Source organism: Amycolatopsis sp. NPDC102522 (assembly GCF_055584485.1).
Genome location: NZ_JBVJLY010000019.1, coordinates 112182 through 136382, shown reverse-complemented (window position 1 = coordinate 136382; position 24201 = coordinate 112182). Strand labels below are relative to the sequence as shown.

General features: G+C 66.4%; 23 protein-coding genes. 13 read left to right on the top strand and 10 right to left on the bottom strand.

Features of this window, described 5'->3' with window-relative positions; translation table 11 throughout:
- Nucleotides 1–52 precede the first annotated feature (52 nt).
- The 4 genes from ACZ6YV_RS33150 to ACZ6YV_RS33135 all read right to left on the bottom strand — a co-directional run bounded on the left by ACZ6YV_RS33150 (nt 53) and on the right by ACZ6YV_RS33135 (nt 4574).
- A complete protein-coding gene (locus ACZ6YV_RS33150) occupies nt 53–1093 on the bottom strand; it encodes a serine hydrolase domain-containing protein (RefSeq protein ID WP_465513358.1) in 1041 nt (346 codons plus the stop codon).
- 58 nt (nt 1094–1151) lie between these two features.
- Complete coding sequence (locus tag ACZ6YV_RS33145; RefSeq protein WP_465513357.1) at nt 1152–2015, bottom strand: glycosyltransferase family 2 protein; 864 nt, start codon at nt 2013–2015, stop codon at nt 1152–1154.
- Nucleotides 2016–2311: 296 nt separating this feature from the next.
- Nucleotides 2312–3448: a glycosyltransferase family 4 protein gene (locus ACZ6YV_RS33140; RefSeq protein WP_465513392.1), complete on the bottom strand. Its 1137-nt coding sequence runs from the start codon at nt 3446–3448 to the stop codon at nt 2312–2314.
- Nucleotides 3449–3488: 40 nt separating this feature from the next.
- Nucleotides 3489–4574 (bottom strand): glycosyltransferase family 4 protein, encoded by a 1086-nt coding sequence (locus tag ACZ6YV_RS33135; RefSeq protein ID WP_465513356.1) that lies wholly within the window; start codon nt 4572–4574, stop codon nt 3489–3491.
- 18 nt (nt 4575–4592) lie between these two features.
- On the opposite strand from ACZ6YV_RS33135, the gene ACZ6YV_RS33130 reads away from it, so the two are divergent.
- The 3 genes from ACZ6YV_RS33130 to ACZ6YV_RS33120 are packed head-to-tail and all read left to right on the top strand — an operon-like array spanning nt 4593 to nt 9131.
- Nucleotides 4593–5504 carry a glycosyltransferase family 2 protein gene (locus ACZ6YV_RS33130; protein WP_465513355.1) on the top strand — a complete coding sequence of 304 codons (912 nt, stop codon included), beginning with the start codon at nt 4593–4595 and terminating at the stop codon, nt 5502–5504.
- A gap of 32 nt (nt 5505–5536) precedes the next feature.
- Nucleotides 5537–8050 carry a glycosyltransferase gene (locus ACZ6YV_RS33125; protein ID WP_465513354.1) on the top strand — a complete coding sequence of 838 codons (2514 nt, stop codon included), beginning with the start codon at nt 5537–5539 and terminating at the stop codon, nt 8048–8050.
- Nucleotides 8043–9131: a glycosyltransferase family 4 protein gene (locus ACZ6YV_RS33120; RefSeq protein WP_465513353.1), complete on the top strand. Its 1089-nt coding sequence runs from the start codon at nt 8043–8045 to the stop codon at nt 9129–9131. Before ACZ6YV_RS33125 ends, ACZ6YV_RS33120 begins: the two co-directional genes overlap by 8 nt.
- Nucleotides 9132–9494: 363 nt before the next feature.
- Here the strand turns inward: ACZ6YV_RS33120 and rfbD are convergent, their stop codons facing one another.
- Entirely contained in the window at nt 9495–10373 is an 879-nt protein-coding gene (rfbD, locus tag ACZ6YV_RS33115) for a dTDP-4-dehydrorhamnose reductase (protein WP_465513352.1), read from the bottom strand.
- A complete protein-coding gene (rfbB, locus tag ACZ6YV_RS33110) occupies nt 10370–11353 on the bottom strand; it encodes a dTDP-glucose 4,6-dehydratase (protein ID WP_465513351.1) in 984 nt (327 codons plus the stop codon). Before rfbB ends, rfbD begins: the two co-directional genes overlap by 4 nt.
- Nucleotides 11354–11504: 151 nt before the next feature.
- On the opposite strand from rfbB, the gene ACZ6YV_RS33105 reads away from it, so the two are divergent.
- The 3 genes from ACZ6YV_RS33105 (at nt 11505) to ACZ6YV_RS33095 (ending at nt 15174) form a co-directional block, all read left to right on the top strand.
- Nucleotides 11505–13043: an LCP family protein gene (locus ACZ6YV_RS33105; protein WP_465513350.1), complete on the top strand. Its 1539-nt coding sequence runs from the start codon at nt 11505–11507 to the stop codon at nt 13041–13043.
- A gap of 90 nt (nt 13044–13133) precedes the next feature.
- Nucleotides 13134–14456: an LCP family protein gene (locus tag ACZ6YV_RS33100; RefSeq protein WP_465513349.1), complete on the top strand. Its 1323-nt coding sequence runs from the start codon at nt 13134–13136 to the stop codon at nt 14454–14456.
- A gap of 10 nt (nt 14457–14466) precedes the next feature.
- Nucleotides 14467–15174, top strand: coding sequence for a TIGR03089 family protein (locus tag ACZ6YV_RS33095; RefSeq protein WP_465513348.1), 708 nt, complete (start codon nt 14467–14469; stop codon nt 15172–15174).
- 68 nt (nt 15175–15242) lie between these two features.
- Here ACZ6YV_RS33095 and ACZ6YV_RS33090 read toward each other — a convergent pair whose 3' ends face one another.
- On the bottom strand, nt 15243–15668 hold the full coding sequence (locus ACZ6YV_RS33090) for a DoxX family protein (protein WP_378240804.1): 426 nt from the start codon (nt 15666–15668) through the stop codon (nt 15243–15245).
- Between the two features lie 212 nt (nt 15669–15880).
- Between ACZ6YV_RS33090 and ACZ6YV_RS33085 the strand changes: the two genes are divergently transcribed.
- Nucleotides 15881–16336 carry a hypothetical protein gene (locus tag ACZ6YV_RS33085; RefSeq protein ID WP_465513347.1) on the top strand — a complete coding sequence of 152 codons (456 nt, stop codon included), beginning with the start codon at nt 15881–15883 and terminating at the stop codon, nt 16334–16336.
- Here ACZ6YV_RS33085 and ACZ6YV_RS33080 read toward each other — a convergent pair.
- The 3 genes from ACZ6YV_RS33080 to ACZ6YV_RS33070 form a co-directional block, all read right to left on the bottom strand.
- A complete protein-coding gene (locus ACZ6YV_RS33080; RefSeq protein WP_465513346.1) occupies nt 16284–16712 on the bottom strand; it encodes a hypothetical protein in 429 nt (142 codons plus the stop codon). The genes ACZ6YV_RS33085 and ACZ6YV_RS33080 overlap by 53 nt on opposite strands.
- Nucleotides 16713–17628: 916 nt before the next feature.
- Nucleotides 17629–18306 (bottom strand): DUF2290 domain-containing protein, encoded by a 678-nt coding sequence (locus ACZ6YV_RS33075; protein WP_465513345.1) that lies wholly within the window; start codon nt 18304–18306, stop codon nt 17629–17631.
- On the bottom strand, nt 18303–20489 hold the full coding sequence (locus ACZ6YV_RS33070; protein ID WP_465513344.1) for a DEAD/DEAH box helicase: 2187 nt from the start codon (nt 20487–20489) through the stop codon (nt 18303–18305). The genes ACZ6YV_RS33075 and ACZ6YV_RS33070 overlap by 4 nt, the downstream gene beginning before the upstream one ends.
- Nucleotides 20490–20633: 144 nt before the next feature.
- On the opposite strand from ACZ6YV_RS33070, the gene ACZ6YV_RS33065 reads away from it, so the two are divergent.
- From ACZ6YV_RS33065 to ACZ6YV_RS33040, 6 genes are all read left to right on the top strand, one after another.
- The gene (locus ACZ6YV_RS33065; protein ID WP_465513343.1) at nt 20634–21872 is read left to right on the top strand and encodes a helix-turn-helix domain-containing protein; all 1239 of its coding nucleotides are present in this window, start codon (nt 20634–20636) and stop codon (nt 21870–21872) included.
- A gap of 5 nt (nt 21873–21877) precedes the next feature.
- Complete coding sequence (locus ACZ6YV_RS33060; RefSeq protein ID WP_465513342.1) at nt 21878–22438, top strand: flavoprotein; 561 nt, start codon at nt 21878–21880, stop codon at nt 22436–22438.
- A 105-nt stretch (nt 22439–22543) separates the two neighbouring features.
- Nucleotides 22544–22840: a hypothetical protein gene (locus tag ACZ6YV_RS33055; RefSeq protein WP_465430884.1), complete on the top strand. Its 297-nt coding sequence runs from the start codon at nt 22544–22546 to the stop codon at nt 22838–22840.
- Nucleotides 22841–22863: 23 nt separating this feature from the next.
- Nucleotides 22864–23325 carry a hypothetical protein gene (locus ACZ6YV_RS33050; RefSeq protein WP_410605488.1) on the top strand — a complete coding sequence of 154 codons (462 nt, stop codon included), beginning with the start codon at nt 22864–22866 and terminating at the stop codon, nt 23323–23325.
- Nucleotides 23326–23628: 303 nt separating this feature from the next.
- Nucleotides 23629–23877, top strand: coding sequence for a hypothetical protein (locus ACZ6YV_RS33045; RefSeq protein ID WP_465513341.1), 249 nt, complete (start codon nt 23629–23631; stop codon nt 23875–23877).
- Nucleotides 23855–24109: an AMED_5909 family protein gene (locus ACZ6YV_RS33040; RefSeq protein WP_465513340.1), complete on the top strand. Its 255-nt coding sequence runs from the start codon at nt 23855–23857 to the stop codon at nt 24107–24109. The genes ACZ6YV_RS33045 and ACZ6YV_RS33040 overlap by 23 nt, the downstream gene beginning before the upstream one ends.
- The last annotated feature ends 92 nt before the right edge of the window (nt 24110–24201 follow it).

Below are 24201 nucleotides of genomic sequence, written 5' to 3'. Positions count from 1 at the left end.
GTTCAGGACACTTTTCGTCCTGAACGACCCTTTCATGACATCGGGACTCGGCTCAGGCGGCTCGGATCACCCGATCGATTTCCTTGATCGCCGCACCCCCGCCGTACGTGGCGTTGGACAGCATCGCGACGTCCAGCCCCTCCTCCGGATAGTGCCGCATGAGCGAGCAGACGCCGGCGTTCCCGCCGTCCTTGTAGTAGTTCCGCACCGAACCGTCCTGGTCCAGGACGAATTCGAGGCCGAAGCCGTACCAGACGCCACGGCTGTGAAGCACTTGCGGCGTGAGGAGTTCCTTCGTGCCCTCAGGGCTCAAGAGCCGTTCATCGCGGATCGCCCGCAGCAGCCGGACAAGGTCTCCGACGGTGCAGTAGACACCCCCATCGGGTGAACCGATCGGCGGGTAGCTGAAGATGTTCTGCTTCCAGCCGGTGATCCGCTCGCCCTCGAAGATCGGGTCCCAGCCTTCGGCGACCTTCGGCTGCGGATCACGCCTGTCGAAGAACCCCGAATCGGTCATCCCCGCGCGGTCGAGCACGATCTCCCGGACGTGGTCGCGATACGGCGTCCCGGTGATCTCCTCGATCACCAGCCCGGCGAGGATATAGCCCGAATTGCAGTACCGGCAGCCCTCCCCCGGCGCGAAATTCGCTGCCCGGTAAGCGAAATTGGGCAAGTGGTCACGCGTGTCCACAACTGAATACACCGGCTTGTCGACCCACAGCGCCTCGTAACTTTCGCCCGCCTCCTCGTCGGCGTCGTCGGCGATCCCGGACGTGTGCGTGAGCAGCTGCCGTGTCGTCGCCCCTGCCGCGATCGCCGTGCCGCCGAGGTCGAGGATCTCGCCGATCGGGCGGTCGAGGCCCAGCCGTCCCTCGTCGGCCAGGCGCATTGCGGCGATCGCGGTGACGACTTTGGTGATCGACGCGGTGTCGTACCGGACGTCCGGCGCGTTCGGCACCGACCAGCGGCGGCTGGCCAGGCCGTATCCACGTTCGAAGAGCGTCTCGTCGCCGCGCCGGATCAGCACGACCCCGGAGAAGAGGTCCTGCCCGGCGCGTTCCGTCAGCCAGGTGTCCAGTTCGGCGAAGTTCATGCACCGACGGTAACGACGGCGGACGGCCGAGTCGCGCGAGTTCCGATGGCCGGAACGGCTACTTCTTGCGCGTTTCGAGCTTGAGCCGCAGCGCGAGTCCGGCCTTCACCGCGAGCATGACCGGCTTCCACAGGAGGCCGCGGTGACGGTCCGAGAGGTAGCGGTACGCGCTGACGTGGTGCGCGCGCAGCATCTTCTCCGAAGCCTGCGAAGTCGAGTGCCCGCCGATGTGCATGACGCTGGACGAAGGCGCGTACACGTTCAGCCAGCCCGCGCGCGAGAGCCGATCGCCGAGGTCGACGTCCTCGAAGTACATGAAGTAGCGCGTGTCGAACCCGTCGACCGAGTCGAAGGCCTCACGGCGGATCAGCTGGCAGGACCCGGAAAGCCAGCCCGCCGTACGCTCGACCGGGGTGCCGGTCTCCTGGCGGTACTGCCGCGTCCACGGGTTGCCCGGCCAGATCTTGCCGAACGCCGCATGCCCGATCCCGCGGCCGAACGACGGCAGCAGCCGGGCCGACGGGTAGACCGTGCCGTCGAGGTCGTGGATGAGCGGGCCGAACGCGCCACCGCGCGGCCAGCGCTCGGCGACCTCCAGCAGCGCGTCGAGCGAACCGGGCTCCCATTCGAGGTCCGGGTTCACCACGACGACCCAGCCGTAACTGTCGTCGAGCTCCGCGACACCGCGGTTGGCGGCCGTGCCGTAACCGACGTTCTCACCGATGCTGAGCAGTTTGACGTTCTCCCGGCGGGCGGCCTTCTCCGGCGCGCCGTCCGTGGAGTCGTTGTCCGCGACGACGACCTGGACGTCCCGGTCCGTCGCCTTCTCGAGCGTGTCGAGGAACTTCTCGAGGGTCTCGCCGGGGAAGTACGTCACGGTCACGACGGCGATCCCGTCGCCGTAGCTGGGGTGCTCAGTCACGCGGCCATTGTCCACCCGTCACCGAACGTGCCTCGCGCCCCACCCCCGACGCCGGGACGATAGCAAAGGTCCCTTGCTTCCCCTGCGCCTGACCTGCGCGACGCCATCGCCTCGTGAGTGACTACGCCGGTTATTGAGGGGTAGGGCAAACGTGTCATGTCGTTGAGGCGTGCCCCCAATGTGGCGTTGGGGACGTTGAGCGTCCCCACCGCCACATTGGGGACGTTCCTCACCAACCCGCCACGTTCGCCTTACTCCTCAAGAGAACCGGCCTCACCACTCACGAGGCCGAAGCTTCAGCCCGCCCGCCGCTGCGCATGCCGGTGCCAAGCCTTCGCGTAAGCCTCCCGATGGCGCTCCGCGGTCGTCGCCCACGAGAACTCCTTCGCCCGCAGCTGCGCGGCTTCGGCCAGCTCAGCCCGCCGAGCGGGAGCGTCGAGCAGCTCCGAGATCGCCGCCGCGACATCACCGGCACCGACACCGCAGTAGGCGACCGCGTCCCCGCCGACCTCCGGCAGCGAAAGCCGCCGGGTCGTGAGCACGCTCGCCCCGCACGCCATCGCCTCCAGCACCGGCAGCCCGAAACCCTCACCGAGGCTGGGGTAGGCGACCAGTTCCGAGCCGCCGAGGAACCCGGCGAGCGTGTCGAACGGCAGGTATCCGGCCCGGATCACCCGCAGCCGATGCGGCACGGCGTCCAGCGCGCGTTCGACCTGCGAGTCCCAGCCCGGCTGTCCGGCCAGCACCAGCGCCGGCGGGTTCGGCCTGCCGAGCACGGCGCGCGCGAAACCGCGGATCAGCGCGGGCACGTTCTTGCGCGGTTCGAGTGCGCCGAGGAAGGCGACGTACGGCGTCTTCCCGAGTCCGACGGCCTTACGCGCGGCCTCGACTTCGGCAGGCGAAGGCGGATGGAACCGGTCCGGTTCGACGCCGTGGTGGATGATCTCCAGTTCGGCCGTCCGCACCTGGCCGACGCGCTCCAGTTCGGCCGCCGTCGCGATGCTCGGCACGACACACAGTGTCGCCCGGCGAAGCGCCGTCGCGGTCCAGGCGCGGAAGAAGCGCGCCTTCACCGAAGAGTGCAACACCGCGTCGGTGAAGAAGGTCGCGTCGTGCAGCGTCACCACCGAAGCGGCCGGGCTGGCCAGCGGCATCGTGTAGTGCGGCGAATGGACGACGTCGGCGGCGAGCCGGCGGACCAGCCGGGGCAGGGTCGCCTGCTCCCAGGTCAGCCTGGCGGTCCTGGTCGACGTCGACGGCGAGGTGGGCACGATCCGCGCGCCGGGCGCCAGCCGGTCGTACAGCACCGCGTCCCGCGGCTGGCAGACGACGGTGATCCGCGCGCCGTCCTCGTCCAGCGCCGCGACCAGCGAATCCACGTAACGACCGACGCCACCCCTGTCCGCGGGGACGGCTGTCGCGTCGATCAGCACGCGAGGGTCATCGGTCACCCTAGGAGGGTACGACCGCGCACTAGCTCAGCGGTCGGGAACCGACAAACTGATCGCGCTGGTGAAGGCCCCAAACGGCGGAAGCGGCACGCTGCCAGGTGAACTCACTCGAACGGCTGAGACCACTGTCACGCAGCGCTGCCGCCTGCTCCGGATGGTCTAGTACGCCTCGCAGTGCGTCGGCAAGCGTTTGCGCGTCCCCCACCGGGACGGCGACTCCCGCTCCCCCGGCCACCTCGACCAGAGCCGGGACGTCCGAATGCACCACCGGCACCCCGGCCGCCATCGCCTCGATCAGCGGCAGCCCGAACCCCTCCGCCCGGCTCGGCATCGCCAGCACCGAAGCGCCCCGCAGCACGAACGCCAGTTCCGCGTCGCTCACCTTCCCCAGCAGCCGGACGTCGGCGCCGTGCTCGCGCGCCAGCGCCACCGGGTCGATCCCGCCCCAGCCCGGCTGACCGGCCAGCACCAGCGGCACCCCGATCCGGCCGGCGGCGTCGATCAGCACGTCGATGCCCTTGCGCGGCTCGATCGTCCCGATCGCGAGCACGTACCGCTCCGGCACCGTGACCTCGGCGAACTCGGCATGCGGCCGGACGCCGTGCGGGATCACGCGCAGCGGCACGGACACCGGCACCAGCGCGGTGAGCTCGTCCGCAATCGCTTGCGTGGGCACCGTCAGCGCGGTCGCCCGCGACGCGGCCCGCGCGATCACAGCCTTGTGCCACGCGACGCCGCGCGGGGTCAACGTCTCGGGATGCGTCCACGGCACGGTGTCGTGCACCGCGACCGACAGCGTCCGCCCCTTCGGCACCCGCGCGGGCGCGAGCGGCGTCGGCGCGTGGACCGCGTCGCCGCCCGGCCACCACGGCAGCCCCAGCTGCCACGCGGCGATCAGCGCTCGCGGCGGGATCGGCAGCACTCGCGGCCCTTCGACACCTTCGACGACCGCGGCCTCGATGTCGCCGTGCCGCGCGACCACGCTCGACACCGTCCAGCCGGGCGGCGCGGTCTCGGCGAGTGCCCGCAGCAGTTCGCCGGTGTAGCGGCCTGTCCCGCCGGGGACGGGCGCCAGCAGCTGCTCGGCGAGCACGACCAGTTCGGGCATGTCTCTATTCTCTCTGGCATGACCAGCACCACCGTCGTCGTGGTCACCTGGCGCGGCGCCGAGCACGTCACCGCCTGTCTCGACGCCCTCGCCGCGCAGTCCCGCCCGCATCGCACCCTGGTCGTCGACAACGCCTCCGACGACGGGACGGCCGCGATTCTCGCCGCTCATCCGTCGAAACCCGAGGTCCTGCGGCTGCGGCGCAACACCGGCTACGCGGGTGCCATGGCCGCCGCACTGGACAAAGTGGACACCCCGCTGATGGCGTGGCTGAACGACGACGCCGCGCCTGCCCCGGAGTGGCTCGCGACCTGCGAAGACACCCTCGGGAAGGCTCCGCTCGCCGCCGCCGTGAGCGCCCGCCTGACACTGGCCGACGGAACCGTCCAGTCCACCGGCGTCCGCCTGACCGCCGACGGCCACGGCGCCGACCTGCCCGAACCCGCCGAAGAGGTCTTCGGCTTCTGCGGGGGCGCGGCGGTGCTGAACGTCGAGGCACTCCGCTCCGTCGGCGGCGTCCCCGCCTCCTATTTCTGCTACTACGAGGACACCGACACCGCGTGGCGGTTGCGGCTGGCGGGCTGGGACGTCGTCGGCGCGGAGGCCGACGTCACCCATCAGCATGGTGCGAGCACCCGTCCGGGTTCGGTCCAGTTCCACCTGTGGAACGAGCGCAACCGCCTGCTGACCCTGCTCCGGTGCGCACCGGGACAGGTGGCGATCCGCCAGCTGGTGAAGTTCGCCGTGCTCACCGCGGTACTCCCTTTACGAGGGAAACCGCAGGCGCCGAACTTCCGTCTGAGCCTCCGGTGCCGGGTCCTGGGCGCCGTCGCCGCCCGACTGCCGCGCACGCTGGTCGAGCGGCGGGCCATCGGGCGACGGGCGGCGCTCGGCCGAGGCGCGGTCTGGGACGCTTGGGCCGGGCTTTAGGATTGGTCCAATCGAGTGCAGGGAGTACGGCTTTGGCGCAGGGGGAAACGCAACCGGTCGTCTCGGTGGTCGTGGTGAACTACCGGGGAGCCGCCGACACCGTCACCTGCCTGCGCGCACTCGCTGAACACGATTACCCGAACCTCGAGGTCATCTGCGTCGACAACGCCTCCGGCGGCGCCGACGTGGCCGAGATCAAGGCCGCCGTCCCGGGCGTCAAGCTCGTCGAGTCCCCGGTGAACTCCGGCTTCGCGGGCGGCTGCAACCTCGGCGCGAAGCACGCCACCGGCACCGTCCTCGCCTTCCTCAACAACGACGCCCGCCCGGCTCCCGGCTGGGTCGGCGCGGCCGTCGCCGAACTGCGCGCGCAGCCGACGGTCGCCGCGGTGGCCAGCAAGGTCCTCGACTGGGAAGGCACCGGCACCGACTTCGTCGACGCTGGCCTGACCTGGTTCGGCATGGGCTACAAGCGCCACGCCGGCAGCCCGCTGGCCGACGTCCCCGCCGCCGAACACGAGATCGCGAAGGACGTCCTGTTCGCGACCGGTTCGGCGATGTTCGTCCGCGCCGGGGTGTTCACCGAGCTCGGCGGGTTCGACGAGCGGTTCTTCATGTTCTACGAGGACGTCGACCTCGGCTGGCGGCTGAACCTGCGCGGCTGGCGTGTGCGGTACGTGCCGGAGTCGCTGACCTATCACAAGCACCACGCCACGATGTCCACAGTGGACGCTCCCGACTCCGGCCGTGAGACGTTCCTGCTGGAGCGCAACGCTTTGGCCGCGCTGTACAAGAACCTCTCCGACGAGACGCTCACGCGCGCACTTCCCGCCGCGCTGGCGCTGGCCGTCCGCCGGGCGACGGCGCGCGGCGACCTCGACGCCACTCAGCTCGACCTCGCCCAGGGCGTCGGCCCGGCCGAGACCGGTCCGGTCGAGGTACCGAGGACCACCCTGGCGGGCGTGCTCGCGATCGACCAGTTCGTCGAGCTGATGCCGTCGCTCGCCGAGTCCCGGGCCGCCGAGCAGGCCGCCCGCGTCCGCACCGACGCCGACCTGCTTCCCTTGATGCGCAAGGCTTTGGAGCCCGCGTACCCGCTGCCGCGCTATCTCGCCGCGCACGACATCCTGGTCGAGACGTTCGGCATCGACGCGCTCTTCGGGCAACGTCGCAAGGTCCTGGTGATCACCGGCGACGCGATCACCGAACGGATGGCGGGCCCGGCGATCCGCGCGTGGAACATGTCCGCGACGCTGTCCACCGAGCACGACGTCCACCTGGTGACGGTCAATCCGCTCGCCGACCCGCCGCCCGCGCCGTTCCGGGTCAGCGCGGCGACCCGGCGCGATCTGGAGACGCCGATCGCCTGGGCCGACATCATCGTCCTGCAGGGTCACGTGCTGGAACTCGCGCCCTCGCTCAAGAAGCAGTACGCGCACAAGATCGTGGTCGCGGACCTGTACGACCCGATGCACCTGGAGCTGCTCGAACAGGGCAAGGGCGTCCCCGACGACAAACGCGCGCTGGACCTCATCGGCGTCACCAAGGTCCTCGACGCGCAGCTGGAGCGCGGGGACTTCTTCCTGTGCGCGTCGGAACGGCAGCGTCACTTCTGGCTGGGTCACCTCGCCGCGATGGGCAGGCTCTCGCCGCGACTGTACGACGCCGACCCGACCACTCAGTCGCTGCTCTCGATCGTCCCGTTCGGACTGTCCCCCAGCGCCCCGGTCCGCACCGGCCCTGGCCTCCGGTCCACTTTGGACGGCATCGGCGAGACCGATCACGTCGTGCTGTGGGCGGGCGGGGTCTACAGCTGGTTCGACCCGCTCACCCTGGTCCGCGCGATCGAACAGCTGCGTCAGCGTCGCGGCGACGTCCGCCTGGTGTTCCTCGGGATGAAGCATCCCAACCCCGAGGTCACCGAGATGGACATCGGGGCGCGCACGATGCTGCTCTCCGACACGCTCGGGCTCACCGGCAAGCACGTGTTCTTCAACCAGCACTGGGTGCCGTACGAGGAGCGCCAGAACTGGCTGCTGGACGCGAACTGCGGCGTCACCACGCATTACGAGCACGTCGAGACGACGTTCGCGTTCCGCACCCGCGTGCTGGACTACCTTTGGGCCGGGCTGCCGATCGTCACCACGGACGGCGACTCGTTCGCCGATCTGGTCCGCGACGAACGGCTCGGTGTCGTCGTCCCGGCCGAGGACGTGGACGCGCTGGCCGCCGCGCTGGAAAAGGCGTTGTACGACGAGGAGTTCGCCGCGGGCTGCGTCGAGCGGATGGCCGCCGTCGCTCAGCGCTACACCTGGCCGGAAGCGCTGAAACCGCTGGTGGAGTTCTGCCGGAACCCGCGGCCCGCCGCCGACCGGCTGCCCGGTTCGGACGACCTCGTGGTCACCGCGCCGTTGCGGGGCAAGGAAATGCTGCGCCGCGACGTCGACCTGATCCGCGAGTACCTCTCCGACGGCGGTCCGAAGGAACTCGTGCGGCGCGTCGGCGGCCGAGTGCTCAAGGTCGCGAAGCAGAGGCTCGGCCGTGGCTGACCGCCCCTTGCGCGTCCTGCTCGACGGGACCCCGCTTCTCGGTGCCAGGACGGGTATCGGCCGGTACACCGTCGCGCTGTCCGAAGAACTCGCCTCGATGTCCGAAGTGGACACTCGTGCGGTCGCGTTCACATTGCGCGGCTGGCGACGGCTGCGGCACGTGCTCCCGCACGGCGTCCGGGCCCGCGGGATGCCGGTGTCCGCACGGTTGCTGCGCAAGACGTGGCTGCGTTCCCAGCTCCCGCCGGTGGAACTGTTCGCCGGGCCGACGGACGTCGTGCACGGCACCAACTTCGTGCTGCCCGGCCGGTTCCGCGCGGCGGGCGTGGTGACGATCCACGATCTGGCCTTCTTGGACGCTCCCGAGGAGCTCGCGCCGAGCGATCACGAACTCCCGGGCCTGGTCCGCCGGGGCGCCCGGCTCTCCGACGTGATCTGCACGCCCACCAACGCCGTCGCCGATCAGATCGCCGAACGGCTCGACGTGGACCGCCGCAAGATCGTCGTCACCCCGCTCGGGGTGAACCCGGCCTGGTTCACCGCGCGCCCGCCGGACAAGGAACGCCGCAAGGAACTCGGCCTCCCGGACAAGTACCTGCTCTTCGCCGGTGCCCCGGGGCCCCGCAAGGGTTTGCACTGGCTCCAGCAGGCGCACGAGGCCGCGCCGGATCTGCCGGAACTGGTGTTCGTCGGCCCCGGTTCGTTCTCGGTGGGCCCACGTTCACGACACGTGGGATACCTGTCGGACGTGAACCTCCGGCGGGTCGTCGCCGGGGCGAGCGCGCTGGTGCTGCCGTCACGCGACGAGGGCTTCGGGCTCCCGGTGCTCGAAGCGCTGGCGTCGGACGTTCCCGTGGTGTGCACGGACATCCCGGCGCTGCGCGAGGTCGCGGGGAACTGCGCGAGCCTGGTGCCTTACGAGGACGTCGACGGGCTCGTGGAGGCGCTGCGGATGGCTGTCAGCGACCCGCACGCCGTCGCCACTTCGGCCACGCGCCGCGCCCACGTCGCGAACTTCACCTGGCGCGCGTGCGCCGAACTCACCGTCGCCGCGTACCGCCAGGCCAGCACCAAACACTGACCTCCCGCGTTTCGTGGGCGGGGCCAGTGGCCTCCGCTGGCTGCGTGGGTTCTGGGCGTTGTCGAGGGGTACGGCCATCGTGTCTTGGTCGCGGGGGTGGGCTGAGGGTGTTGCGAAAGTGGCTTTCGCAACATCGGCACTGTGGCTTCACGCGGCGGTGAGGGGTCGGTGCAGTGGGTCGTGAGTGGTAAGTCGCGTTAGAACGACACTTGCCACTCACGAAGCCGACACACAGCCAAGCGATCCGACCCGACACCTTCGCCCTACTTCTCAACAGCTGTCCTGGGGTCTTTCGCCCCGCCTGACGTAGCGAAGGTCGCCCTGGGTACCGCGCCGCATTCAGAGGACGAAACGCGAGAAAGGTCAGGAAGCGAAGTAGGCCTTGAGGGCATCGGGCCAGTCGCGAAGCGGCGTGAGACCCGCCTCGCGCCACGAAGCGTTCGATAGCACTCCATACGCCGGGCGCGCCGCCGGACGCGGGAACTCCGCCGTCGTACAGGGCTTCACCCGCGCCGGATCCGCGCCGAGTTCGGCGAAGATCGCCCGCGCGAACCCGCACCACGTCGTCGACCCGCCACCGGTGCAATGCAGCACCCGCTGCGTCGGCCCTTCTCCGGCGACGACGCGGCCGGCCAGTTCCAGCAGCCCGGCGGCGAGATCGCGGGACCACGTCGGCGCACCGGTCTGATCGTCCACTACGGACAGTTCTTCACGTTCTTTTTCCAGCCGCGCCATGGTCTTCACGAAGTTCGACCCGGTCTTGCCGTAGACCCACGACGTCCGCACGATCCAGGAACGGGCGCCCGATCCGAGCACCGCGTCCTCGCCGGCCGCCTTCGTCCGGCCGTACGCGTTGAGCGGCGCCAGCAGATCCGTGACCTCGTAAGGCGAAGTCGCGTCACCGGCGAAGACGTAGTCCGTGGACACGTGGATGAGCGGCACCCCCCGCGACGAGCACGCCGCGGCGAGCACGCGGGGTCCGTCGGCGTTCACCGCGAACGCCCGTTCCTCGTCGGTCTCCGCCGCGTCCACCGCGGTGTAGGCCGCCGCGTTGATCACCACCGGCGACGTCCCCGCCGCCCGCGCCCGGTCCGCCAGCTCGGTCACCGCGGCGACGACCTGGCCGGTGTCGCGCACGTTCAGCTCCGACGACGACGGGGTCGCGGCATCCGGCGCCAGCGCCGCGATGTCCTGTCCCAGCTGGCCGGATCCGCCCGGTACGAGAACGCTCAGCACCGTCATTCCCCCGCGCGGTTCTTCAGCGGCTCCCACCACGAACGGTTTTCGCCGTACCAGGCGACCGTGTCCGCAAGACCGTCCTCAAAGGACATCCGCGGTGCGTAGCCGAGTTCCTGCGAGATCTTGGTGATGTCCACCGAGTAGCGGCGGTCGTGCCCCTTGCGGTCCTCGACCGGCTCGACGCTCTCCCAGTCCGCGTCGACGGCTGTCAGCAGCCGCTCGGTCAGCTCGCGGTTGGTCAGTTCCGTGCCGCCGCCGATGTTGTAGACCTCGCCCGGCCTGCCGCCGTCGGCGACGAGCTGGATCCCGCGGCAGTGGTCGTCCACGTGCAGCCAGTCACGCACGTTGAGCCCGTCGCCGTACAGCGGGACCTTCTTGCCGTCGAGCAGGTTGGTCACGAAGAGCGGGATGACCTTCTCCGGGAATTGGTACGGACCGTAGTTGTTCGAGCACCTCGTGACACAGACGGGCAGCCCGTGGGTGCGGAAGAAGGAACGGGCCAGCAGATCCGAGGACGCTTTCGACGCCGAATACGGCGAATTCGGCTCCAGAGCGTGGTCTTCGCTCCAGGATCCCTCGTCGATCGAGCCGTAGACCTCGTCGGTGGACACGTGGACGAACTTCCCGACCTCGGCCTCGAGCGCGGCCTGCAACAGGGTCTGCGTGCCGAGCACGTTGGTCAGCACGAAGTCGGCGGCCCCGGCGATCGAACGGTCCACATGGGACTCGGCGGCGAAGTGGACGACCAGGTCGACGCCCCGCATCAGCTCGCTGACCAGCGCGGCGTCACAGATGTCGCCCTTTTCGAACCGGTAGCGCGGGTTCTTGCGCACCGGCTCCAAGTTCGCTTCGTTACCCGCGTAGGTGAGCTTGTCGAGCACGATCAGCTCCGCGTCGGCCATGCTCGGGTATTGCCCCGTCAGCACCTGCCGGACGTAATGCGAACCGATGAACCCGGCACCCCCGGTGACCAGCACCCGCATCCCGCGATCCTCCCTTTACGACTTCCCGGCCCGGCCGAGTGTGTCACGACCGGGGCAACCTTTCACCAGCCTACGGACGTCTAACAGGGGGATCAGTAGAGTCATGGACGAGGCACGCGTGTGCCCTGGGGAGATTCGTGGAGGACCGCACGTGACCGAGTGGCCCGGGCCACCCATTCCGGCACGCCGTGGCGGCGTCGCGGTGCTCGCCCGTCGTGGGGTGAAGGTCGTGTTCAGCCTGGTCTCGATCACGATCCTGACGCTGACCTGGTGGGGCTGGCAGTCCATCGGCGACCTGTCGCAGGGCTTCGCGACCACGAACATCTTCGAAGACGACGGCCACCCGCCGGCGAAACCGCTGGACGGCGCGATCGACATTTTGCTCGTCGGCCAGGACAGCCGCACCGACGCGCAGGGCAACCCGCTGCCGCGCGAGGTCCTCGACATGCTGCACGCCGGCGTCGCCGACGGTGAGCGCCAGACCGACACGATGATCCTGGTGCACATCCCCCAGAACGGGAAGAAGGCGGTCGCGTTCTCCTTCCCCCGTGACTCGTGGGTCGAGATCACCGGCGGTTTCGGCAAGCACAAGCTCAACAGCGCGTACGTGTACGCCTACAACGACACGTCGAAGACGCTGCAGCAGCAGGGCAACTCCAACCTCAAGGACGTCGACGCCAAGGCCAAGGACGCCGGCCGCAAGAACCTGATCGCGACGCTGGAGAAGTTCATCGGCAAGCCGAAGATGATCGACCGGTACGCCGAGGTGAACCTGTCGAGCTTCTACGAGATCACCAAGGCGATCGGCGGCGTCGAGGTCTGCCTGAACGGCCCGGTCAAGGAACGCAAATCCGGCGTGGACCTGCCTGGCGGGAAGCAGACCATCGAGGGGGTCCAGGCGCTCGCGTTCGTCCGCCAGCGGTACGACCTGGAGAACGGCGACCTCGACCGGATCGCGCGCCAGCAGGCCTTCCTGTCCGGGCTGGCGAACAAGGTCCTCTCCTCCGACGTCCTGATCAACCCGGCGAAGATCTCGAACCTGATCGACGCGGTGAGGAAGTCGGTCGTGCTGTCGGCGGGCTGGGACCTGCCGGAGTTCGCCGCCCAGATGCGCGGGCTGACCAGCGGGAACATCGAGTTCCACACGATCCCGACCCAGGGCGTCGCGACCATCGGCGGCGCGTCGGTGCTCCGGGTGGACCCGGCAGAGGTCCAGGCCGAGATCAGCCGCCTGACCTCCGACGGGCAGACGGCACCCACCGAGACCCCGGCCACGCTGCCGGGCGCGGAGGCGGTGACCGTCGAACTCTTCGACGGCTCCGGTTCGCCCACGGTCGCCACCGAGACACGGAACCTCTTGCAGGGCAAGGGTTTCAAACTCGCCGCCGACACCAAACTCAGCACCCGCAACTCGACGGTCATCCGGCACGCGCCGGGTGACGAGGCCGGGCTGGCCCTGATCAAGCAGGTCTTCGGCACCGCGGTGCAGACCGAGGCGGATCGCGACGTCGCCCCCGGCAAGGTCCGGATCCTGCTCGGCAAGGACTTCAAGGGCGCTCCCGCCGGCGCCGAGACCACGACCCCGCCGAAGTCGCCGCCCGCTTCGAAGCCGGCTCAGCCGCCTTCCAGCACTCCGGCGGCGCCCACTTCGGCGCCGATCGTCGCGGGCGATGTGCCCTGCGTCAATTAATCGCCGGGTACTCAGCGTGGCCGACCTCAAGGTGGCCTAGCCTTCTCCTACGATCGGACTGACGGGCAGCGACAGGGGAGGTGAACAGGGATGGACAGCGAGGACAAAGCCACCAACGAACAATCCGGACAGTTGGACGCCGAAGATCCACAGCCGGAAGAGGCCACCACCTCGGACACCGAGAGTGACGAAGAGCCTCGGTTCGTCCCGACGCCGTACCCGCGGAATCCGCTCCCCCAGCCGTCCGCCCCGCCCGAGGACGAAGACGAAGCGGTTTCGGGAGTGCTGGCCATTCCCGAACGCCCGCTGCGCCGCTTCGGCCGGTACACGCGCCGGATCGCGCTCGGCCTCGTGTCGCTGCTCGCCCTCGGCACGACGGGCTACGCGTACGTCACCAAGGACCAGCTGCAGAACAACGTCCCCACGACGAACGCCCTGAGCAAGGCCGACGATCCCGCCGCGCCGCCCGCCGACGACGGCGCGAACGACATCCTCCTGGTCGGCAGCGACGCGCGGACAGACGCGCAGGGCAATCCGCTGCCGTTGAAGGTGCTCAAGGAACTGCGCACCGAGGAGAAGGCGGGCGTCAACACCGACACCATCATCATCCTGCGCATCCCGAAGAACGGCGGGAAACCGTCGGGTGTCTCGATCCCGCGCGACACCTGGACCGACATCCCCGGCCGCGGCCCGAACAAGATCAATTCGGCGTACGGCGTCGCGAAAGCCAACTACGCGAACGCGCACCGCGGCGAGTCCGACCAGGCGAAACTCGAACGCGATTCCGACCAGGAAGGCCGCAAGGCACTGGTCCAGACCGTTCAGGACCTGACGAAGATCCGCATCGACCACTACGCCGAGGTCAACCTGCTCGGTTTCTATCTGCTGACCGAGGCGCTGGGCGGCGTCAAGGTCTGCCTGAACCACTCCACCGAGGACAAGGATTCCGGCGCGAACTTCCGGCGCGGCGAACAGACCGTGTCGGGCGGCGAGGCGCTTTCCTTCGTGCGGCAGCGGAAGAACCTGCCGCGCGGCGACCTCGACCGCATCGTGCGGCAGCAGACGTTCCTGTCCTCGGCGCTGAACCAGGTGCTCTCGGCGGGCACGCTGACCAGCCCGTCGACGATGAGCGGCCTGATGGACGTCGTGCACCGGTCGATCGTCCTCGACGAAGGTCTGGACCTGCTGGAGTTCGCGCAGCAGGCGAAGGGGATCGCGTCGGGCGACCTGTCGTTCACGACCATCCCGGTGGTGAACATCAACGGCCGCAGCGCGGACGGTCAGAGCATCGTCGAGATCGACGCCGCCGCCGTGCGGAGCTTCGTCTCCGGCCTGGTCGGCCGGGGCGGTGGCGGCGGGGCCGTCGGCGCGGCTCCCGTGCTCGCCGCGTCGAGCGTTCCCTGCGTGAACTAGCGTTGGGGGCGTGAGCCTCACCGAACTGCTGCTGCGGCCCCTGCTCGGGTCGCCCGCGAAACCGCTGATCACGCACTACGACGACAAGCAGGGCAGCCGGGTCGAGCTGTCCGTGGCGACCACGGTGAACTGGGCCGCCAAGACGGCGAACTGGCTGGTCGACGAATTCGACGTCGAACCCGGGGACGAGGTCGCCGTGGTGCTGCCGTCGCATTGGCAGACCGCCGGTGTCCTGCTGGGCGCGTGGTGGTGCGGCGCCAGGGTGGTGACGGAGACCGCGGGCGCGCGGGTGGCTTTCGTCGCGCCGGGCGGCGTTTCCGAGGCGGCCGCGACGGCCGTCGTCTCGCTGCACCCGATGGGTCTCGGACTGCCCGCCGGCTCCGTGCCCGACGGGGCGCTGGACTACGTGACCGAGGCCAGGCTTTCGGGTGACCAGTTCAGCCCGCTGTTCCCCATCCCCGGTGACACTCCGGCGCTGGGTTCGTCCACTGTGGATGAAGTGCTCGCCGAGGCCCGCTCCCGCGCTTCCGCTGCAGGACTGTCCTCTCAGGACCGCGTGTTGTCCACTGTGGAATGGTCTGGCGAGGACGGGATCCTCGCGGGTTTCCTGACGCCGCTCGCGGCCGGTGCGCATCTGGTCCAGGTCACCGACGCGGATCCGGCCAAACTCGCTTCCCGGCGCGAAGCCGAGCGGACGACCGCGGATCTCCCCTCCTGAAGTGTCATGAAAGGGTCGTTCCTGACACTTTTCGTCAGGAACGACCCTTTCATGACATCCGCGGACGGTCAGGCGTCCTGAAGCTGCTTCGCCTCACGCTTGCGTCCGAAGAGCACGTGGTCGAGCGACAGTTTGCCGGCGTTGAAGCCGATCGCGAGCCCGGCCACCGCCAGGACGAGGACGAGTTCGTAACCGCCCTGACCGGTCAGTCCGTTGTCGAGGTGCACCGAGAGCAGGGCGCCGACGGAAACCACGACGAAGCCGATGCCCACCAGCGGCGTCAGGAAACCGACGATGAACAGGATCGAACCCACGATCTCCACCGCGATCGCGAAGATCGCCGCGAGCGTGGGCAGCGGGATTCCGGTCTGCTCGAAGAACTTCGCGGTGCCGTCGATCCCGTTTTCCCACTTCTGCAGGCCGTGTGCGAGGAAGACCACACCGACACCGATCCGGCCCAGCAGGAGGGCGACATCCTTGAAACGAGCGAACATCGGGTCTCAGCTTTCTGGTCGGTGAATATTCAACTTACCGGGATCACGGTAAGGCACCGGGCGCCCCGGGCGGCACCTCCGGAGCGTGATCGACAGGTACCCGACAGGAACCGGACCCGGTCGGCGGCATGTCCTCTGTGGAAGGTCGCGGGTGTCATTCCCCCGTACGGCGCCGTTGTCCCGGGCGCCCGACGGGCAGAATCTCCTGCGTGATGGATGAACGTCTGATCGGCCTCTGGTCGGACCGCATGCTGTACCCGAGCGATGTCGAGTCCGCCGAACTGGCGTTCCGCGGCGACGGCTCCGGCTGGCTCTACTGGTCGAGCTGGAGCACCGAGTTCACGGTGTCGCGCTACACGTGGGCGGCGTTCACCCCGGGCGCACTGGCCCTGAAATTCCATCGCACCGTCAACGGCACGTGGTCGATCGAGGACGGCATCACCAGGCACGACGTCGAATCCGACAAGAAGGAAGAAGCCGTGATCGAGGTCGGCTACGGGATCACGCCCGGCGAAGACCCGTTCGGCAACCCGGTGACGCTGCTCTCCTTGGACCGTCCGCTGGACGACCATCTCGCGGGCTCGCGGTTCGCGTGGGTCGAGAAGCCGGAATCGCTCAACGACCCGTCCGCCGATGCTCCGCGGCAAGGCCCGACCAGCCCCCGCTGACGGCCAGGAGCGTGAGCACCCGCTCGGCCTGCTCGGCGAACCCGGCCAGATCCGCGTGCAGCAACGCGATCCGCTCCGCGTCGAGCGGGACCTCGTCGTCGGCCCACAGCTCGATCACCGTGCTGACCGTCCACACGAGGAACTGAATGATCCGGATGAACTCCTCCGACGGCTCGTCGACGGCGCCGCGATACCCAGTCTCGATCTCGTCGCAGGCCGCGACCAGCTCACGCAGCGGCTTGACGACGTCGGCCGCCGTCCCGTCCCACTCGGCCGACGGCCACATGCGATCCCCGAGCTCGAGCCACAACCGCCAGCCGGCGATCAGCTCGGCCTCGTCGTGCGGTGTCCACGACACCGGAGCGAACCAGAACATCCTTCGAGAGTGACACCGGCGGTCCATGATCGCCGTACTTCCGTGAAGCATCTCACCGACGCCTGACCTCACACGCGCGATTGGTCACCCGCTCGCGCGACGGCCTGGCGCCAAGCGGCGGTTTCGCGTGGTCGGAAGCCGAACTCGCGTGTTTGGGGACCGAACTCGCCGCAATTCGTCTTCTGCTTGCGTCGGCCCCCAAGTACATGAAGGCCCCCTTCACTGCGCCTAGCGCAATGAAGGGGGCCTTCATGTACTTCAGCAGATTCAGCCCTTGAGCAGGGCGCGCGCCATGACCATACGCTGGATCTGGTTGGTGCCTTCGTAGATCTGCGTGATCTCTCGGCCGGTTTCGGCTGTCCTGGCGATCTTGCCTGAAAACGGCCGCTGAGCTGCTGGAACGTCTCTCGACAGTTCTCGGTGGATCTTGGCCCTACCTGACGTCTGACGGCCTGCAGACGGCCTGGCGAAACCCTGCCCGCACCTCCCCCTTCATCCCGATACGAAGCCAGCACGCGGCCGGTGACATCGGGTCAAGGCACGCTTTCCAGCCTTGACGCGGTGTTACCGGCCGTTGTCACGATCAGGCGTCGGGATGGAGGGGATCGACGACTGGGCGTAACAGGTGGCGATACACCGACGACCGGTATGTCACGACGCTCGTTGAGGAGGGCCGACGTTGGCTATGGGGACATGTGCGCCGCCGCTGGGTGGCGCTGCGCAAGGTGACCCGCTGGCGGCCGCGTCGCCCGGCCGGCGGGCGGAGCGAAGCGGCAGCCCGCCGTGTCGGGAACCGGCGCGGCCGCCCAGGCGAGGGGCTACCAACGCGCCTGGCGCGCCGCCCGGCGGCGGCGCGCCCTTGATCCCATAGAGCCAAGTTCGGCAGCAACGTCTTTCCACTTACACGCTACGGCCACTACGGTATCGCCACGTGCACAAGATTGACCTCTTCGGGCGTTACGGTTTCCAGGAATCTGTGATTCTCACGGGGAACCCCCTTGGAAAGCTCCATAGCCGCAGTGTTATAGAAGCTTCGCAATATGAAGTCAACGAAGACCCCTGGACTAAGTGGACGACTAGCAGCAATCCTGCAGTTCTTGTACTGTCCAAGCGTTAAGTGCGACCGCGGATGCACAACGCTTCTAGCAACCCCATCAGTGTTGTCGAAGTCAAACCGCACTGGAACCGCTACAACACGCTTATCAACAACCTCCGCAAATACTACATCCTCGATGTAAATCTCAGGATTATTCTGAAATTCAGAAAGGTCGGGCGAAGGCAGGAAAGCAAGTCGAGCCTTGTGCAACCCTTTACGTTTCCCCCAGAATTCGTACTGCATCTGAATAAGAGCACCATCGAGCATATAGAAGTTGAACGAGCTGGCCTTAACCTGCTGCAAGTACATTTCAGAATAGTTTTGATCTTTTATCATCGACGACGTTGGCAACGCAGACGGAAAGTCGATAACGACTCCGCCGTCAGATACCTGCTTTTTACGCGGATAGTTCTGGCGATCAACCAGACTCGTCTCGACCAGGAAATTAGTTATCGAGACAATTTCGTCATACACTTTCGCGGCAGTCGATTCGGTCATGACGCATCCGGATCACGGAGAAGTCTCGTAAGGCGCTCAACAAGATCCGGATCCAGATCCTCTCGATACAGCCTACCGGACTCCAGGTCCTGCAGAAGATCCGTAACTGTCGCCTGGCGAAACGCAACATTCTCCGCCTCGGCTTCATTCATGTCTCGATGAATTATCTCAATCTTCCCACGCTGGTCAACCGTAGGATAAGTAAAGGAAAGAGCGAAGTTCTCAGAACGAATACGTTTGTACTCTCCGATCATTTCTTCCATAGCGTCCCCGACCCCAAGCACCCGAACCCACGCCTTACTTCGAGTAATCGCCGTGAAAAGCCTATTCCTGACCCGCGACAAGCTCCCCACACTTGCTTGACATTCATCGGCATTGACGATGTAGACCATTCCAGCTTCATTGCCTTTTGCTCGATGAATTCCGGTGAAAGTTACTGAATCACCTTCAGGCCGAAAGAATACATCGGCAACAGTGTCAACCCCTGCAAGATGGTTGGGAACATTCAACCGCAACAAACCTTTGCGAATAGGACCCAGGTTCGACCTAGTCCTTAACGGGTCCGTATTAATCACAACAATATCGTTTGGGCTCAACTCTTCCTCGTGCAGATTCTTATATATCTGCTCGACGACCCACTCGTTTTGTTCGGCTTGCGTGTCAAACTTAATGAACTGCACCAAGTCATCAGTATCTGAGTGCGATTCAAGAAACCCTGGACTAGAATTCTCGTCACGTTCTAGCTTCACATGCACCCCAGGCCGAAGCTCCCCTTCAACGACCTTGTAACCGATGTCTTCCCAAAGCTGGGGCTGGTCAAACATTTGCACAAGCCCGGTAGTTGCCTGCCTCGTTGGACGGCGATAAATACCGAACCCCAGACTGTGCGCAGTCGCTAGAACAGGCCTGGAGTTTCGATAGCACTTCTCCAGTACAATGTCCCTACGAGCTCCCAAGTCATAGCTTGATTGCTCAAATGTCACCAGGGACCGACCCTCCGAATCGGTCCCAAATATTTCTGCCGCAGATGGCAGACCAGCAGTTCCGGAAAGGTTCTGCAGCTCATCATAAGCGTAAACCAGCCTACGACTATCGTCGAGCATCGCGTAACACATTCGCAAGAATGCGGGCGGAAGATCTTGCGCTTCGTCTACTAGAATAGCGTCATAGATTGCCTTGGGATCGGACACTTCAGCCAAGGCCGCGTCACAAGCGCCGCTAAACGCTGCATCCCGTCCATACTGGGAGCTTGCCGACCCAAAGTCCATGTATGTTGCACCATTAGTTGCACAGAACTCATAGAACAAGCCTTCACGGTTCGCGCCACCAGAAGCACCCCAGGAATTGATGACACGAACGTTATTCCAGTTCGGCTCTTCTCCGGTAGCCTCGTTGGAAAAGCTATTAATCAACCTGTGAAATTGCGCTTTGAGAGACCTCGTATTGAAGGTGACAGCGATCCTCCAGCGAGGGTGTTGCGCATGCAGATACGCAGCTTTTAGCGCCAGAATGATCGTCTTTCCAGATCCAGCTAGGCCACGAATCCGTTGCACCCCATCAACGGTCTCAATAACAGCCTTGCTCTGCAAGTTGTCCAACGTTGCAATTGCAGCTTCAAGCTGCTGAAGCTTCGCGCCACGCGAGTGCTGGTCTTCAATCTGACGCGTTGCAGTGTTGCGCCTGACTGTCGAAATATTTTGAATCGCTGAAAGCGTTCGGCGCAGCAGGTCAGTAGATGAGTTATTCCAAGCCAAAAGATTGAGCGCGGATCCTAGCGAATTCTGATTCGCTACCACATACTCTTCGTCAACAAAAGTGTATCGATCTTGGACGGCTGGCGCAAAAGTAATGGTACTTATCTCGACGGCAAGCTGTCGGCGGCGAACGAGCTCCTTGTATGCAAATAATCGCTGCTGAACTCGCGTTGCAGCCTCATCTTGACGATCTTCAAAACCGTCATAATTACTTCCCTCAACAAGATCGAAGACAACGACACCTTTGCGCATTGAAATGTACACCGCATCGATAGGGTGACGTCCATCAGCCGATCCAATAATTGGGTACCCGATAAAGAGATGACCGTCTGGCTCTCCGTGCACGCTGAAGTATTCAATGAGAGCCTGACTCGCTACAGGCTTGTTGTTCGTCCCTCGAACGATCGATTGCGTGCCGGTCATGGCCATCACCAAGCTCCCTCAAGTCTTCGCGAGTCCACCACGTTCACGGTACGCAAACGTTCCAATACTGCGGTTGCTCGTGTTGTCCAACGTAGCGTAGCTGTCGTGTTCGCGACCCTCGAAAGACGTTGACGCTGCTAGCCTGGGCGTATGCGTGGTGCGGGTGATCAGCTCAGCATCGGGGAGCGTATTGCCTTCTACCGGCGGCGGCGTGGTCTGTCGCAGGCGGTTCTTGCTGATCTGGTGGGCCGTACTGAGGATTGGCTGAGCAAGATCGAGCGCGGCGAACGCGAGATCCGACGCTTGGACGTGCTGGCCGACGTCGCGCGGGGCCTGCGGGTGACGCTGGGAGACCTCCTCGGCGAACCCGTGCTCATGGAGGACGAGGACAAGAACGACGACGTCCCGGCCGTCCGAGACGCCTTGATGGCCCCGCGACGCCTGTCCCGCACCCTGTTCTCCTCAGCCATGTCGCCCGAGTACATCGACCCCGCTCCGGTCGCTCAGCTGGTGGAAGGTGCCTGGTCCAGCTATCAGAAGGGCGACCTCGGCCGTGTCGTCGCCGCGCTGCCGGGCCTGATCAAGACCAGCCAAGGCATGGAGTCCGCCTCGGCCGACGACGCGGCCTACCGACGGGCCTGTGCCGCCGTGTCCGCTCGCGTCCACCACCTGGCCGCAACGACGCTGAGCAAGATCGGTGAAGCTGACCTGGCGTGGATCGCGGCGGAACGCGCCATGCAGGCGGCCGACGAGGCAGATGACCCGCTGGTGCTGGCCTCGGCTGCCCGGTCCGGGACTCACGCCCTGCTGGCGGTCGGTCGGTTCGATGACGCGCTTGAGCTGGGCGACGTGGCCGCGAAGTGGCTGGTCCCGAGGATGCGCGATGGTGATCCGGCCGCGCTGAGCCTCTACGGGATGCTCTATCTGCGGACGGCTGTCGCCGCTGCTCGGCAACAGGACCGGTCGACGGCGAACGAGCTGCTGTCCCACGCGGGACGGGCGGCTGATCAGCTCGGGGTGGACGCCAACCACTGGCAGACCGGGTTCGGCCCGGCCAACGTCGAGCTTCACCGTCTGTCGGCGGCGCTGGATCTGGGAGACATTTCGCAGGTGATCGAGTCGGCTCCCGGGATCAGCGTCGACCATCTGCCGGTGGAACGCCAGGTCACGCACTTGATTGACTTCGCGCGGGCGTTGAGCCTGGTCGCGAAGGATGACGAGGCGTTGTCAGCGTTGCTGACGGCTGAGCAGAAGGCTCCGGGGATCGTCCGGCACAGCACCGCCGTGCGGGAGGTCGTGCGGTCGATGTATCGCCGTGCCCCGGCGACGGCTGGTAAGAAGTCCTCGCCCTTGTTGGCGTTGGCTGAGCGCTGCGGCGCGGTGAGGTAGGTCGGGTGGCGTCGCGTGTTCTGGGCCTGGTGGGCTCGGGTGCTGGTGGTGTTGAGGATCTTCTTCCGCGCGTGATCCGGCCCCTCCAAGAGGACGGCTGGACGGTCGCAGTGACCTTGACCCCGACGGCTGGGCGCTGGCTGGACGAGAACGGCGGCCGCGCCGAGATCGAGAAGGCCACCGGGTTCCCGGTCCGTGTCGAGTCCCGCATGCCGGCCGAATCCAGCCCGCATCCTGCCCCGGACTGCTACCTGGTCGCGCCCGCCTCGGCGAACATGGTCGCCAAGCTCGCGATGGGCATCGCTGACAATCAAGCTCTGACGCAGGTCAACGAGGCCATCGGCACCCTGAACCTGCCGGTGATCGTCTTCCCGCGCGTGAACGCCGCGCACGCTCGTCACCCGTCCTGGAAAACCCACATCGACGCGTTGCGGCGTGCTGGCGTGCGTCTCGTGTACGGGGACGACGTGTGGCCGCTGCATGAGCCGCGGAGCGCTCCGGGCCGAGAGCTGCCCTGGTCGGCAGTGCTTTCCGCGGTGAACGAGGCCGTTCCTCTCCCCCGCTAGTCCCTACCCGGACAGTTTGTCCGGGGTGAGGCTCCTCACTGGGTGTCTCCTGTGTCCAGCGCGCCCGACCGGGCTCGCCGAGACCGAGACATCGGGAGAGCACACATGGGCATTCACGTGGTGATTCAGCCCCTCGTCGGCTACGGCGCGGCGGTGGTTTCACCCTCTCCTGGCGTTCGTCAGCTCGTCGCCGGAAGTGAAGAGACCTCCTTCATCGTCCAGGTGCCCGCCCGTATCGGCGGCCTGATGGACACCGCACGGTTCGCGCAGAGTCTCGCGACCGCTGCCAGCGAGTTCAGCGAGTGGTGCGAAACCCAGCACCGAACGCGCTCGCATTCCTCCTCCTTCCATGACCAATGGTCCGACGCTGCCGACGAAACCGTCACGCGCAAGAACGACTGATCACACGTATCTAGGAGCAGCAAATGGCTATCTACAAGGGTTTTCGGTTCCCCATCGAGTTCGACGAGGCTTTCGGGCAGGGCTTGGTGATGGTCGGTGAGGTGTCGCCGGACAACGAGTACCAGTCGCGAGAGGACAGGTCGTCGGGTCGTCCGGCTCGTCAGCGGGTCGACGAGGTGACGGGCAAGCGTCAGTGGAAGGTCACGGTGACCGACCCGGACGAGGTCAAGGCGAAGCGTGCGTCGTTCGAGATCACGTTGCTGGCCGATGTGCAGCCGGTGCCGACGACGTCGGAAGTGCTGCCGGGCATGCGGCCGATCGAATTGGAGGGCCTGACGGCTGAGCCCAAGGTGGCTGGTCAAGGCGAGTTCAAGTACCAGTCCTACATGTTCCGCGCGACCGGCTTCAAGGCTGCGGCCTCGGGTGGGGCGTCGAAGTCGTCGCGGACCTCGGGCGCTGCCGAGTCAACGCCCAAGGCTGCGTGATGCCGGGCGGGGTGCCGGGGAGCCACGGTGTGGCCGTGGTTTCTCCGCATCTGGTCCAGGCGTGGGAGATGGCTTACCGCCACTACAGCGCCTTAAGGGCACAGACCGCCCAGGTCGTCGACCCCTTGGCGGCGCACGACGTGGGTGTTGCTTCCCTCGCGGTGGCATCTGCCTGGCGGGATCTCCTGACAGAAGGCCATTTGCCGTGGTGGGTGCTCGCGGCCGTGACAGCGGCAGCTGAGGGATTCGAGGAGAACGCGCGGTCGTGGGAGATCCGCGCTCACAGCGAGGAGGAGCAGGGCCGTGGCGTTCAACGCGATGTGGAAGCCGGGACGGCAGGCGGTCGCGGGAATGCAGGGCAATGGTTCGGCGAACCCCGCCCTGGTGATCTACCTCGACCCGGACAGCCTGGCGATCCTTCCTCCCTCCGACCCCACCGAGTGGCCGGAGTTCATCCGGCTCCTTCGCCAAATCCGCGACAGCGCGGACGAACTGGCCGTGTTCCTCGGCAAGCACGCGGCGGTGCGCAATGACGACACCGGGCCGGAATGAGCCACAAACCCTCAAGGACGCGCACCTGGTCGCTTCCGCTCGTCGGCCGAAGCCTGGATCCAACCGGTCGACGTGGTTGAAGTTCCACAAGGAGAACGCGCGCATGTATCAAGCCGTGTCCGATGTGGACCGTGCGCACCACCACGAACTCAAGTACTGGGTCGGGTATGAGGAACGAAAGGCCAACGAGGTGGCCGCGCAGATCCAGAAGGAGAAGTCGCAAGCCAGCTAGAAACTGAACAACAGAGCGAAAAACGCACGTGGGGACGTGCGGCGTACAAACACGTTCTCAAACGCTTTTCTTGTCCTGTAAGGCGCAGAAGC